A 13,402-nucleotide genomic window follows, 5' to 3' on the forward strand; every position below is an offset into this window, starting at 1 on the left:
TCTCCGACTTACGTCTTCATGGCCCCTCAAAACAACCCTAAATTTTTACAATCGATGATTCGAATAGTTTACCCTGCTGATTTACAAGCTATGAAAAAGCGATGTTGGTACCAAAAACGAGCTTTTTCTGAAAGGACGTAAAAAAAATGAGACGAAAACTTATCGCTGTCTTTAGTATTTTCATTATACTGATGAGCATAGCGCCAAACCTTGCAGCAGCCAAAAACTATAGCAATCTTTACGACATACAGCCTGGTGATACGCTATGGAGCATTGCTAATAAATATGGGACGACTGTTGAAGATTTAAAGTTATCAAATGGATTACAATCCGACTTATTATCTATTGGTCAAAGGTTGTTTGTGCCAATGGCCTATGAAGTGGCTCCTGGTGATACACTTTGGAGTCTAGCAAGAGAGTATAACTCGACCGTTCAAGACATCAAAACGAAAAACGGACTTACATCCGATCAAATCTACGTTGGACAAAAATTGAAAATTCCTCCTAAAAAATTGAGAATGGAAGGGCAATATGTCCTGATGTCGAGAGATGAGTTTAAAGAATGGCTATTCAACCATGAATTTCAACGAGAAATTACGCTCATCCAACAACATCACACGTGGAGGCCTGATTATGAAAGGTTTCATCAGTCCGATCATTTCACGCTCTTAAAGGGGATGGAATATTTTCATGTTAATGAGGTCGGATGGGACAACATCGCGCAAAATATAACGACCTTTCCAGATGGAAGCGTTGCCGTGTCCAGACCCTTTAATAGTGCTCCTGACGGGACAATTGGGGAAAAGGCAAACTCTATTGGATTGAACATCGAGCATATTGGCGACTTTGACAAAGGTCAAGATGAAATGACAGAGGAACATAAAGAAACGATCGTTTATATTACAGCACTGCTTTGTATCAAGTTCGGTCTAAAACCATCCATTGACAGCATCACGTACCATCGCTGGTGGGATATGAACACAGGTGAAAGAGTATTGGATAAAAGTGAAGGATACTCGGTGAAAACTTGTCCCGGCACTGGATTTTTTGGAGGCAATTCTACAGATAGTGCAAATAATCATTTTTATCCACTCGTGTCACAGAAAATGGAGGAAATTTTAGCAACGATGGATAGATCTTAAAGACGAAAAAAACGAGCTTTATCCAAGCTCGTTTTTTCACTATTTGTAAAGATCGCCTAGTTTCCTTTACCCAAACAGAATCAAATTCACCGCAGCAATCGCTACCACAATGCCTGCTAGCTTCTTCATATTTTCTTGTGAAATATAGTTAAAACAAAGAACCCCAAGCCTTGAGCCAATTAAAACCGTCGCGACACCGACGATGAAATAAATCACATAATCGGTTGTAAAGTCACCATTAAAGCCGTGCAGCAAAATCGTCATCGAGTTGGTAAAAAGAAACGTCACTTGTAAATTCGCGCTATACGCATATTTGTTGTCACTGAAAATGAGCATTAAGTAAAAAACAAAGAACGGTCCACCAACCGCAAATACTCCACCGACGAATCCACCAAGTAATCCTAGTGAAATCGGAAGCCACGTTCGGTTGACGACTCGACCTTCCTTCGGCCCTTTACTACGAAACAAGTAAATGACAACGCCGATAAGAAAAACACCGAGAATATCTTTCATTATGTTCATTTCACCATAAAAATGAAGAACAAAAAACGCACCGATTCGACCGATTAACGCCGCACTTAACAAAACGATGAGCTGCTTCCATTGTATATGGCGATACAGCTGTGCGACAATGCTCATACATGTCACTAACGCTAACGAGACAACGAGTAACGTACTTTCTTTAATTGTGAAAAAAAACGGTAAAAAACTCATCGCAATGAGCCCAAAGCCGAAGCCACTAACCCCTTGCACAAAGCTTCCGGCAAGCAATATGAGAAAAATAATGAGAAGTTCTATGAACATAGATTAAAGACCTTTCTGTTTTAATGGACCCGTGAAAAACTAAATTGACGACTCGACGAACATACGAAAGTTCCCAAAACCAATAAACAAATTCTGCTTAAAGGTTCAGGGAACATGTTAAAACAACAGTTCGTATACTTTTCGAGGGCGCCCGGCATTGCCTGGTTGTTCCATTCCGCGCACTTTCGCCAATCCTAATCGTTCCATTTCACTTAAAATTCGTCGTGCGTTTCGTTCCGTTCCTTTCAACCAGCTTGCAACTTCTTTTACCGTAACAGCATTCGTTTTATAATGAAAGGAGAACGATTGAAGTTTTGACACGACGGACGGACTAATATGCGCATCTTTAAATTTATCTTCCCAATCTGCCCCCCAATTTCTTGGTTGGAAGCTAATTGCTGAGTTTACATCTTGCTCTGTATATTGGTGAACTTCTTTTTCTTCATTCACACTAATTAAAATGGCTTCATCTTCGTCGCGGGCATACTGCAATGCTAGGCGCAAGTTTTGTTCAGCGCCAAGTGCCGTAATGCCATAGCCGATCCCGACGCGAAACTTCAGCTCACTTTTCATTTTCATTTCTGACAGCTTATAAAAAATCGATTTATCATCGAAATGCATATCTACTTCGCCACGGGTTGTATAAATGAAGAATAGTCCATCTCCAATTTGAACGAAAGATCCTTGCAAGTTTTCCGCTTGATCAAGAAGCATATGCTTTAAATCGAGTGACTGTCTTTTTATTTCATAAGAGTAGTATTGACCTTCTTCGGTTGTTGAAGAGTGATTCACTTCGATACCGAGGACCGCAATTTGTGACTTACGATACAACGTCGACTCACCACGTTCTTTTATATAACGAAGGACGAGTTTGAATGCAAGCTGTGAAGGAATAATTCTGTAGCAAGGAATATTCCGCTCAGTAAGTCGTTTATGGACTTCCTTAATACAAGTGAGTGCCACTTGCGTTTTCCCTTCATCATAAAGCTTTTCATGAAAAGCGATGATCTCATCTGCTTCTCTATAACCACCATAAGAATACGTATAAAACGTAAAGTCGTCGAGCGAATGGGCTTTGTTAATAAAGGCTACCTCGGATTCTTTGATCGTGTCGAGACTGATGTTTGTCACATCGCGCCCTTTTTCCATGATCAGTTCCAAAAGCGTTCCTAATAAGCTCGATCCATATAATGGTGGGAAACTCACTTCTAGGTCTTCGAGTAGCCCTTTTGATTCCACGTAATAATATGGTGCTTGACCGGAGAATAACCATTGGTCGACCCTATTTCGATTTTCCCGAACGATTTGTTCAGCTTCTTCTGTTTTTTCATACGAAAACGGAATGATTTCTAGCATTTCATATTCTGAAAAACTACTAGCTACCTCAATAATTCTGTTCACTGAGTCAGACGGGCCGACTACTCCGATTCTTACTTTCACTTTCGTTCACCTACTCTAAAGATTTTTCGACAAGTGCCTGGCACTTTATATAAGCCATTAATAGTTTAACACCCATGTGTAAATCTTCAAGGGTTGCATGTTCTTCTGGGTGGTGGCTTAACCCGTCTTGACATGGAATAAAGAAAAGCCCAGACGGCCATTTTTTTGCCATGTTCATGACGTCATGTCCCGCTCCGCTAATCATTATATGGCCACGGTAACCTTCTGCCTCCCCTAACTCGCATAATGTTTCCATCAGTTCAGCATCAAGCTTCACCGAAGGGTTATTGACGAGTGTTTCGATATCGATTGAAACAGTGTGCTGCTCTTCGATTTCCTGACATTTTTCTTTGATCATCGCAGCCATTTGTTCCTTCAACCCGTCATCAACACTACGAATATCAATGCCAAGCTCAACAGTTCCCGGAATGACATTCATCGCGTTTGGTTTTGCACTAATTGTACTCACCGTCGCCACAATTGCATGTTCCGAGTCGTTTGAAAGTTTCTCACCTTGTTCTGAAATATAGGAAATAAGTGGAGCTGCTGCGACAAGGGCATCTTGACGCATCCCCATCGGTGTCGTTCCCGTGTGACTCATTTTCCCGCGGACCGTAACCTTTAAGCGAATCGGGCAAGCAACAGCAGACACGGCTCCAAATTGTGCACCAGCATTTTCAATGACTGTGCCTTGTTCAATATGTAGTTCTACGAAACTTTTAATCTCGTCTTTTTTCCGTTCAGCTTGTTCGATCGTGCTCCATGATAGTCCTGTTTGTTCAACAGCTTCCTTAATCGTCACGCCATTTTCATCTTGTACATCTGCTAAATTGTTTGGCTCGAGAAGTCCTGAGATTGCCTTACTTCCAATCGTTGAAATCCCGAAGCGCGCAGATTCTTCTGAAGCAAAACAAATGACTTCAATTGGGTGATCTGGCTCGAACTTTTCATCTTTCAGTGCTTTCATTGCACCTAGCGCACATAGGACACCAGCTACTCCATCATAACCACCACCTTGTGTTACGGTATCGACGTGGGAGCCGAGCACGATCGCTGGTTTGCTTAAGTGCTCATCTTGTGGGTCCCAGCGTGCGATCAAGTTGCCAGCTTCATCTCCTCTAACTGTTAATCCAAGGCTTTCAGCAATTTCACGAAATACCGCCATCGATTTGAGTTCTTCATCACTATATCCGAGTCTAGTAAAACCGTCTTTTTGATTCATTGAATCAACGAGGTTTAATGCTTTTAGTTGTTGATCTAACCATTGTTGCATGTGAGTTCCTCCCCCTTGTTTTTAGTTGGTCATTGGGTGTGCCAGGTCGGTTTATGCCTGGTGGATTTATACCTGGTAGATCCATACCTGGTAGATCCATACCTGGTATATTCATACCTGGTAGATTCATACCTGTCACTCCGATGCCAGGCACCTCCCCTATCCGTTATATACAACACGTATAAATAACCAACATCGGACACATTCGACATTATTTTTTCGCTAAGTGCCACAATAATCTTGCGTACGTTTCCACACCAATACCCAGCACGTCTTCGTCATAATCAAACTTCGGGTGGTGGTGACCTGCTGGCAGTGGTGTTCCAAATAGCATATATGTTGCTTTCCCACCGCATTCTTGCACTCGTCTGATCATATATGTTGCATCCTCAGACCCACCAAGACTCGCTTTCGGAATGACGCGAGTAATTGATTCGCTCTCATGGCACGCGTTTTCGACGACATCGATCCACTCTGGGTCACATTCTACGTTAATCCCTTCACCAACTCGTTCGATTTCGACTTCAACATCGTGCATCGTTGCAACCGATTCAATGATGCGAATCGCTTCATTTGCCATGTATTCGTTTAACTCCGTCGTTTCCCCGCGTGTTTCAAGTTCAAGTCGTCCGAAATCAGCAATGATATTTCGTCCGCTGCCAGCTTCCATTTTTCCAACATTGATTCTCGTTGCACCATTTGAGTGACGCGGGATTGCATGTAAATGAACAGCGGCTGCTGATGCAGCAAGTAAGGCGTTCTTCCCTTCTTGAGGTTCGACACCAGCATGCGCTGATTTACCGCGAAACTGAACATTGATTTTCGATGTCGCTAAAAATCCCGTCGTTGTAGCGGCAATGTCACCGACTTGTAAGTGTTGAATGCCGATGTGCCCGGTTAAAAAATGATCGACATCATCAAGCCAGCCTTTTTCAACCATCGATAATGCTCCGCGGCTGCCTTCTTCAGCTGGTTGGAAGAGTAACGTGATTTTTCCGGTCAACTCGTCTTTCATTTCTGAAATCCATTTCGCAAGACCGATACCGATCGTTGTATGACCGTCATGTGCGCACGCGTGCATTTGACCGAAGTTTTTCGACGTGAAATTATCAGAAGCAGGCAAGTGGTCGTTCGTGTCTGCTTCCTTGATTGGAAGTGCATCGATATCAAAACGGAAGGCAACATGTGGCCCTTCAATCCCTGAATCAAACTCCGCGACGAGTCCAGTATGGCCACCTGACATTTTTTCGATATAGTTTTCGGGAACACCTAGCTCGCGTGCACGTTCTTCTGCATTCGTTAAAACTTGATCCTCTGGTACACCCATTCGTTTTTCCGAGACGAGTACATCTTTACCAACCGTAAGCGTAAAGCCGAGGTCAGCTAGTTCCTCGACAATGACGTACGTCGTGTAATATTCGGTCCAGCCAACCTCAGGATATTGATGAAGCTTTCGCCTCAGTGATTTGAGTTCCGATTTTATTTTTGTGAAAAAATGATTGAAGTCTCTATCACACATGACGTTTATTCTCCTTTTTGTAATTTATATAAGGCGTCGATCGCGACTTGCACCATGAATTCTGTTCCGTAAGAAAGTGCGTTTTCATCAATTTTAAATTCTGGATCGTGAAGCGGCTTTTGTTTTTCGACACCAGGAAGGGCTGTCCCAAGCCAAAAGTAAGCACCTGGGTACTTCAGTAAAAAGCGGCTGAAGTCCTCTCCCCCAAGGGATGGTTCCACTTCTGGGGTAGCCTCTGTGCCATACATACTGACAGCGGTTTGCTGAATGTGTTCTGCCCATGTCGGATCGTTCACCGTAGCAGGATAGCCATCATAATATTCAATTGTCGCTTTCGCGTCCATCGCTTCCGTAACACCGTTTACGATTTGGTGGAATCTATTTTTCACCATTTCCTTCGTTTTCGGCTTGTACGTCCTGATTGTTCCTTCAATTACGACCTTGTCAGCAATGACGTTGTAGCGAGAGCCACCTTCAATTTTTCCAATCGTTAACACAGCGGAGTCGACCGGATCGACGTTTCGACTAACGATTGTTTGCAAGTTCGTCATCACCGCATTGGCGACGATGATGGCATCTACCGTTTGGTGTGGCATGCTCGCATGACCACCGGCACCTTCAATGACAATTTTAAAACGGTCAGACGCACCCATCATCGGTCCTGGCAGCGCACCAATTTGTCCCACTGGCAAGTCCGGCCACACGTGCTGGGCAAAAATCGCGTCAGGCTGATGCTCATCAAAAACGCCATCCTCCATCATCGGTTTCGCGCCACCAATTGGCGTAATCTCTTCTGACGGTTGAAAAACAAGAAGCACTTTTCCCGGAATCTCGTCTTTCATTTCATTGAGGATTTTTCCCGCTCCAAGTAGCATCGCCGTATGAGCATCATGCCCACACGCATGCATTTTCCCTGTTACTTTGGATACAAACTCGTGCGTGTTTTCTTCTTCAATGGGCAGAGCATCCATATCCGCTCGAAGCGCAACCGTTTTGCCTGGCTTTCCACCTTCAATAACGCCAAGTACCCCCGTTTTCGCGTAACCTGTCTTGTACGGAATTCCGTAGCTATCGAGCGTTTCCTGAACTTTTTTCGATGTTTCATATTCTTCACCACTCAGCTCAGGATGCTGATGAAAATGTCTACGAATCTCTAAAACTTCCTGAAAAACTTGTTCTCCTTGACCTTTTACTGTTGGTTTCATTTAAATCACTCCGTGGTGTAATGGTTATTTACTTGGATTAGATATTCTATTCTGTTCTATGCGCAGAATCTCACTTCCTATGCGCGCAATCTACCCTTCTATGCGCAGAATCTCACTTCCTATGCGCACAATTCACCGCTCTATGCGCAGAATTTCGCTTTCTATGCGCGCAATTCACCGCTCTATGCACACCTGTCGACCTATTAAAAAGAAAGGGAGTAGCCCTAGACCCACTCCCTTACATTTACTCTATCACACGTCGCTCGACTCTAGTTTTCTATCAATCAGCAAACGTTAGTTTAAAAACATCTCTACTCCTGGGCCGATTGGGATACCGATCATCGTCCAAACGACGAAGATGACAATCCAGAAAGCAAGGAAGAAGATTGTGTATGGAAGCATGATCGAAAAGAGTGTTCCGAATCCTGCTTTTTTATCGTATTCACGCATGAAAGCGAGAACAACGAGCATGTATGGGTTAAGTGGCGTAATAATGTTTGTTGATGAATCACCGAGACGATATGCTAGCTGAACGATCGCCGGATCATAGTTTAATAGCATAAACATCGGGATAAAGATTGGTGCCATCAATGCCCATTGTGCTGAACCACTGAAAATAAATAAGTTAAGTACGGCTGTTAATAATGTGAAACCGACGATAACGCCAACTCCAGTTAAGTTTGCTTCTTGTAAAAATTGTGCACTGTTTACCGCAATCCAGATTCCGAGGTTACTCCAGTTGAAATATGCGATAAACTGAGCCGCTGCGAAAATAAGGACGATGTATGCAGACATATCCTTCATTGATTCAGCCATGTAATTTGGAATGTCACTTGTTCCTTTAATTTTTCCAACTGTTAAACCGTAAGCAACGGCAACAGTAATAAAGAAGAATAAAATGATTGGAATGATTCCGCTTAAAAATGGTGATGGAACGATTCCGCCATCTTCCCCTCTTAACGGAGCGCCAGCTGGTAAAACGACGAGTGCAATTAACCCAATGTAAACAAGGCCAGCAATCATTGCGTTACGAAGACCGCGATTTTCTTCATCTGTTACTTTTTCAAGACTTCTTTCTGCATCGCCTTCATAATTTCCAAGCTTTGGCTCAATGATTTTTTCCGTAACAAAAGCACCAACAACCATGAGCATCAAGACAGAGAAAATCATGAAGAACCAGTTATCAACTGGTGTAACGACGATATTTGGATCAATCGTTTGAGCGACTTCCGTTGAAATCCCTGATAACAATGCGTCAGTTCCGGCGATAAACACGTTCGCTGTAAACCCAGCACCTGCACCGGCAAAACCAGCTGCTAGACCTGCTAATGGATGTCTTCCTAAACCGTAAAACACCATCGCCGCAAGTGGCGGTACGATAATAAATGCTGCATCTGAAGCTAAGTTTCCAATAACTCCTGCAAAAAGCACGGCATACGTCACTAACGCTGGTGGTGCATTAAGGATCGATTTTCTCATAAATGCTTGGATCAAGCCTACCTTTTGGGCAAGTCCGATACCTAACATCATCACTAGTACGAGCCCAAGTGGTGCGAAGCCGACAAAGTTATCGAGCATCGAATCAATAATAAAGCGAAGTCCTTCCGCTGAGATTAAGCTTTGGATCGCCATTTCTTCTTCTGTCCCTGGGTGGACAACCGTTACACCAAATAAGTTTACGACTGCCGACAAACCGATAACAAATAGTGCTAAGTAAACAAATAACATAAATGGATGAGGTAGTTTATTCCCTACTTTCTCTACTCCATCCAAAAATCGCATGAAAAGTCCTTTCTTTTCAGTACCATTTGGCTGTAATCCTGGATCAGTCATACAAACACCTTCCTTCTAAAAAATAATTTTCGGCATTAAGGAAAATATCCTTAATTATTCCGTTATTAACTAAAATATCATACATTATATAAATTGTCTTTATAAATTTATAAATTGCCCTAAAAATTAAAAATTTTCTTATTATTCACATTGAACATATCTTCAAATTAAGTCCGAATGACAAAGGCCTTTAATGTTACAAACAAAGCATCGTTGACCTAACTTCATATTTAAGAGGTTTCGCATAAAAACACTTATAATTTCAATCTTTTAATATAGCCACTGTTAAAGGACATTTTGATTGCGAGAGAGTTTGATGAGTGAAAAGGAGAGACTCCAGAGGGAAAACAAGGTTTTCCTTGCATCAGAAAGTCCATCGATGAAGGAGCAACGAACGATACTTCTTCGATTTTGCTATGCTCTATATCGACAGACTTACACATAGCGGTTTACAGTACTGATATCGGGTTTGTACCTATAAGCAAAAGGGCAGCCTTATAAGAAGAAATCAACACTGAAATTTTACATATCCAATAAAAAAATATGGAAAAGCTACTAAGAGCTCTTCCATATCCAAAAATTAATCATATGATTTTTTAACCTGCAACTTGATCTGACCTATTTACATGATTAACGCAAAAAATGTCATAAGTACTTCCTGCAACATTTTTCACTCGATGTAATTCAAAGTAACCAAATTCATCTGCTTTCGTTTCATATAATTCTACAATGTTACCACCAGAATCTTTTAGTTCAAGTTGAACAGTTTGCTCTAAATTCTCATGATAAACAAATCCAAGTATTAATAACGTTCCATCTGTCTGTTCATACACATAAGACTCTATATTAGAGTTTTCACTTATATGTTGCATAGTTTTCTCCCTTTCATTACAAAAATAAAGTCACTCACTAACTCTCGTCATATTTTATACAACATAGAAGATAAGGTGTATACTAGTTTGTAATTAATTGTTTTCTAGTAAGAAACCCTTCAATAATCGTCCGTAACATTTGACCATCCATATTTAATATTGGTAAACCTGCTTGTTCCAATAGTTTTCTAGTATTTTTATCATCAAATGTAATCGTACGGTTCAAGTAATCCTTAAAGATCGCCAGGGCTTGATTAATTTTCACTTCTTCTTGCGTAAGTTCACCTGCTTTATCTGGAGAAATAAGTTCAATTGTAGGAAAATCAAATACTTCTCTAATCATTTTCATGATACTGTCATTAGACGGTGGCATGTGATTCGTTAAGTTGTATACTGTGTTTTTCTCACCATAATCTAAACCAAGCATGAGTAAATTCGTAACATAATCGACAGGGATAAGGTTTGACTTTGTATGCTGGTCCATCATTAAACGGTAGTTTTCAAGACGTGGTTGAGCCATTCTCATTGTTCTACGCTTCAATAGTTCTACCGCCTTCAAAATACCATAAAGACCAAATGTCGTATCTGCTTCACCTGTTCGTGAGTCGCCGATAATAATTCCCGGGCGCATAATGACAACATCAAAGACGTCTTGATAAGACATGACCGTATGCTCAGCTGTACATTTACTTTCCTCATAAGCATTCAAGAAGGTTGTCTCTTCAAGAGGATACAACGCTTCGACACCGTTATTTCGGTTGCCAAGCGTATAAGCTGTACTTACATGAATGAACTTTTTCACTTGTAACGCTTCAGCTAGTTCGAGAACGTTTTTCGTTCCACCAACGTTAATATGAAACAGCTTTTCACGTTCGTTTTCATCAAATGATAAATAAGCTGCACTATGATAGAAAACATCGATTTTACCGATAAGCCTAGTTAAGTCGTTTTCGGCAACTCCCGCTCCTTCTAACGATAAATCACCTTCAACAATATGAAGAAAATCCTTTTCATGACTTTCAAGCCTTGCTAACAAAGCCTCGGCTTTTTTTATACTTCTGACTAAAACAAAAACATTGTGACTTTCCTCTATTAACCTTTTAACTAACGACGACCCTAAAAAACCAGTACCGCCAGTAACAAATATATTCATTATCTATACTCCTTACATTATAAGCTGAGTAATCTAACTTCCACTTATATATCATAACATAGAAGTTTTTGTCGAAACACTAGTAATCATCTCCTATTAACATAAGTTTAATAGTGTAATTAAACCGTAATGATAGACATATTCATAAAATGACAAAAAAGAGAGGTCATTCACTTCGAATGACCTCTTTAAACTACAATATAGAGTAAACGGAAAATAGTGTTTCCCTTTACCGCTGTATTATGACTTCCCTAATAAAAGGGCGGCTTTTTCATAATCTTCATCAAAGATTAGCTTCCGAATTCTTGTCGATGAAATGACCTCTCCTTCTGCGCATTTCACTGCTGGAAATTTGTACGCATTAAAATGCTGCTTTAAATCCTCAAGCGTACCACTCTTCCCTTTCCCAAACTGAAAGTCTGGTCCCACCCAAATTTCTAATGGCGTTAATCGATTCAACTCTTTGATAAAGTCATCCACAGATCTTGAAGCATAGTCACGGGTAAACGACGCAAAAATAACATGTGTTACTCCCAACTGTTGGAAATGAGTCATCTTTTCTTCCTGTGTCATTAACATCATTTGATTTTGGAAATAGACTCTTGGTGGACGATCAAATGTATATACGACTAAGGGGACACTATATTTGTCAGCTTGAGCCTTAGCTTTATGTATAAGTGCCCGATGACCCCGATGGATACCATCGAAGGCCCCAACTGTTACAATTGATTGATTTAACTCAAGCTGATCATTCTTGTAAACGTTCATTATTCATCTCCTTATCATCGCAGTCTATCAACCACCAATTACACTTCTTGTAGGAACTTCTTAATCTCTCTATTAATATAAGGCTGATTTTGAAAAACCATCGTGTAATGATTACAATCAGATTCTATCGTTTTTAATTTACGAATATATTTCGTCGTTAAATCGAAATCTTTTTCTAAAAATAACGGAGGATACTTACCTATGTTTCCTGTCGCTTGAACTAATAACGTTTTACATGATATCTGAGAACAGATTTCTTTAAGATTAAAATGATAAAAGCTTTCAAAATCTTTTCGAATTTTCTCAGGGTCTGATTTATGTTTCCACACACCATGGTCCTTTTCTATTTCATACTTGGCAATATCTTCGATTGTTGGATTCCAGTCAATTCCTAAGCCGATATATATCTTCTTTAACTCATTTACATAATTACTTGGTGAATCGTACCGTTTGCTCAACCGACTTAAGGAGGGGACAACAATATCACGTTGATGTTCTGTCGCTTCAGCAACACCATCAAGAAGAACGAGCCCTCTCGTATCCTTTCTCTTTGCGGCCACCGTTGCTGCAATATACGCTCCCATTGAATGTCCGATAAAAATAGGCCGTTTAATATTTAATGCCTCTAAAAAATCGATAAGGTCTTTGGCATGACTCTCAATCGAAGTATTCATATCAGCTTCCGAACTATTTCCTCTACCTCTTAAATCATAACTAATAAACTCGTAGTCTTGTGTTAATGCTGCTTGGTAATAATGCAAATTTTTATGATTGCCTGTCAGCCCATGAATGCCAATAACTGTCCCTATTCCCCCAGAACTTCTTGCATAATGCAAAGTGCGGTTACCTAATTGTTGCATATCCATTTCCATAAAGACTTTTTCCTCCCGGTATTAGAGTACTTTGTATAGTGTGTAAACTGCCTTCCCTGGGACTCGCTTTCCTGTTGAAATGATCACCGTTTTATTTAGCCAATCATATTTTTCAGATGACGTTTCAAAAACAGGGGATGAACGAAAATAATATTCCGACTGATCGACAGGTTCATTATTATTAAGCCTTTCTATGACCTCTTTAGGGCCATGGCGAATTCCTTTGTATGTCATTAACACCAATTGTTCATCGTCTGTTTCTAGCACAATACGAACATCTTGTATAACCGTTCCATCATTTCTTTCTGTAATCCAATCATCACCACCAGGAATGACTCTTCCTTTGAATTCTGGGCCGTGGAATGCTCCACCTGACACTTGAATAATTCTGCGATTGCCTACAGGGGTTTCTCCCGCAAAAAATGGTGCGCCAATATCTACATATAAATCACATAAAAACTCCATTTTTGGTTGTGGCAAATGTTCGAAGCTCATTTATCCCCCTCCTTATCGTTACCCCT

General features: G+C 40.8%; 13 protein-coding genes. 1 reads left to right on the forward strand and 12 read right to left on the reverse strand.

All coding sequences use genetic code 11. The annotated features are described in order from the left end of the window. Positions 1-146: 146 nt before the first annotated feature. Complete coding sequence (locus LGQ02_RS18420) at positions 147-1,142, forward strand: peptidoglycan recognition protein family protein (RefSeq protein WP_226515742.1); 996 nt, start codon at positions 147-149, stop codon at positions 1,140-1,142. 66 nt (positions 1,143-1,208) lie between these two features. On the opposite strand, the gene LGQ02_RS18425 is transcribed toward LGQ02_RS18420, so the two are convergent. The 12 genes from LGQ02_RS18425 to LGQ02_RS18480 form a co-directional block, all read right to left on the reverse strand. Continuing rightward, a complete protein-coding gene (locus tag LGQ02_RS18425) occupies positions 1,209-1,946 on the reverse strand; it encodes a sulfite exporter TauE/SafE family protein (RefSeq protein WP_226515743.1) in 738 nt (245 codons plus the stop codon). A 117-nt stretch (positions 1,947-2,063) separates the two neighbouring features. Further along, a complete protein-coding gene (locus tag LGQ02_RS18430) occupies positions 2,064-3,386 on the reverse strand; it encodes a helix-turn-helix domain-containing protein (protein ID WP_226515744.1) in 1,323 nt (440 codons plus the stop codon). 10 nt (positions 3,387-3,396) lie between these two features. Further along, positions 3,397-4,659: a M20 family metallo-hydrolase gene (locus LGQ02_RS18435; protein WP_226515745.1), complete on the reverse strand. Its 1,263-nt coding sequence runs from the start codon at positions 4,657-4,659 to the stop codon at positions 3,397-3,399. Further along, on the reverse strand, positions 4,613-4,789 hold the full coding sequence (locus LGQ02_RS18440; RefSeq protein WP_226515746.1) for a hypothetical protein: 177 nt from the start codon (positions 4,787-4,789) through the stop codon (positions 4,613-4,615). Before LGQ02_RS18440 ends, LGQ02_RS18435 begins: the two co-directional genes overlap by 47 nt. An 81-nt stretch (positions 4,790-4,870) precedes the next feature. Beyond that, complete coding sequence (locus LGQ02_RS18445; protein WP_226515747.1) at positions 4,871-6,178, reverse strand: amidohydrolase; 1,308 nt, start codon at positions 6,176-6,178, stop codon at positions 4,871-4,873. A gap of 5 nt (positions 6,179-6,183) precedes the next feature. Continuing rightward, positions 6,184-7,383: a M20 metallopeptidase family protein gene (locus tag LGQ02_RS18450; RefSeq protein ID WP_226515748.1), complete on the reverse strand. Its 1,200-nt coding sequence runs from the start codon at positions 7,381-7,383 to the stop codon at positions 6,184-6,186. A gap of 294 nt (positions 7,384-7,677) precedes the next feature. Beyond that, positions 7,678-9,216, reverse strand: coding sequence for an AbgT family transporter (locus LGQ02_RS18455; RefSeq protein WP_226515749.1), 1,539 nt, complete (start codon positions 9,214-9,216; stop codon positions 7,678-7,680). 596 nt (positions 9,217-9,812) lie between these two features. After that, entirely contained in the window at positions 9,813-10,088 is a 276-nt protein-coding gene (locus LGQ02_RS18460) for a hypothetical protein (protein WP_226515750.1), read from the reverse strand. 82 nt (positions 10,089-10,170) lie between these two features. Then, positions 10,171-11,241, reverse strand: coding sequence for an SDR family oxidoreductase (locus LGQ02_RS18465; protein ID WP_226515751.1), 1,071 nt, complete (start codon positions 11,239-11,241; stop codon positions 10,171-10,173). Between the two features lie 240 nt (positions 11,242-11,481). Further along, positions 11,482-12,009, reverse strand: coding sequence for an FAD synthetase family protein (locus LGQ02_RS18470; RefSeq protein WP_226515752.1), 528 nt, complete (start codon positions 12,007-12,009; stop codon positions 11,482-11,484). A gap of 38 nt (positions 12,010-12,047) precedes the next feature. Continuing rightward, positions 12,048-12,881 (reverse strand): alpha/beta fold hydrolase, encoded by an 834-nt coding sequence (locus tag LGQ02_RS18475; RefSeq protein WP_226515753.1) that lies wholly within the window; start codon positions 12,879-12,881, stop codon positions 12,048-12,050. Positions 12,882-12,902: 21 nt separating this feature from the next. Beyond that, a complete protein-coding gene (locus LGQ02_RS18480; protein ID WP_226515754.1) occupies positions 12,903-13,376 on the reverse strand; it encodes a DUF3237 domain-containing protein in 474 nt (157 codons plus the stop codon). Positions 13,377-13,402 lie beyond the last annotated feature (26 nt).

Origin of the sequence: Bacillus shivajii (genome assembly GCF_020519665.1) — a bacterium.
GTDB classification, from domain to species: Bacteria; Bacillota; Bacilli; order Bacillales; family Salisediminibacteriaceae; genus Bacillus_CA; species Bacillus_CA shivajii.

What these genes read in the sequence shown, in the direction of transcription:
- LGQ02_RS18420 (WP_226515742.1), top strand. Translation starts at nt 147, where the DNA reads ATGAGACGAAAACTTATCGCTGTCTTTAGTATTTTCATTATACTGATG.
- LGQ02_RS18425 (WP_226515743.1), bottom strand. Translation starts at nt 1,946, where the DNA reads ATGTTCATAGAACTTCTCATTATTTTTCTCATATTGCTTGCCGGAAGC.
- LGQ02_RS18435 (WP_226515745.1), bottom strand. Translation starts at nt 4,659, where the DNA reads ATGCAACAATGGTTAGATCAACAACTAAAAGCATTAAACCTCGTTGAT.
- LGQ02_RS18440 (WP_226515746.1), bottom strand. Translation starts at nt 4,789, where the DNA reads ATGAATCTACCAGGTATGAATATACCAGGTATGGATCTACCAGGTATG.
- LGQ02_RS18445 (WP_226515747.1), bottom strand. Translation starts at nt 6,178, where the DNA reads ATGTGTGATAGAGACTTCAATCATTTTTTCACAAAAATAAAATCGGAA.
- LGQ02_RS18450 (WP_226515748.1), bottom strand. Translation starts at nt 7,383, where the DNA reads ATGAAACCAACAGTAAAAGGTCAAGGAGAACAAGTTTTTCAGGAAGTT.
- LGQ02_RS18455 (WP_226515749.1), bottom strand. Translation starts at nt 9,216, where the DNA reads ATGACTGATCCAGGATTACAGCCAAATGGTACTGAAAAGAAAGGACTT.
- LGQ02_RS18460 (WP_226515750.1), bottom strand. Translation starts at nt 10,088, where the DNA reads ATGCAACATATAAGTGAAAACTCTAATATAGAGTCTTATGTGTATGAA.
- LGQ02_RS18465 (WP_226515751.1), bottom strand. Translation starts at nt 11,241, where the DNA reads ATGAATATATTTGTTACTGGCGGTACTGGTTTTTTAGGGTCGTCGTTA.
- LGQ02_RS18470 (WP_226515752.1), bottom strand. Translation starts at nt 12,009, where the DNA reads ATGAACGTTTACAAGAATGATCAGCTTGAGTTAAATCAATCAATTGTA.
- LGQ02_RS18475 (WP_226515753.1), bottom strand. Translation starts at nt 12,881, where the DNA reads ATGGAAATGGATATGCAACAATTAGGTAACCGCACTTTGCATTATGCA.
- LGQ02_RS18480 (WP_226515754.1), bottom strand. Translation starts at nt 13,376, where the DNA reads ATGAGCTTCGAACATTTGCCACAACCAAAAATGGAGTTTTTATGTGAT.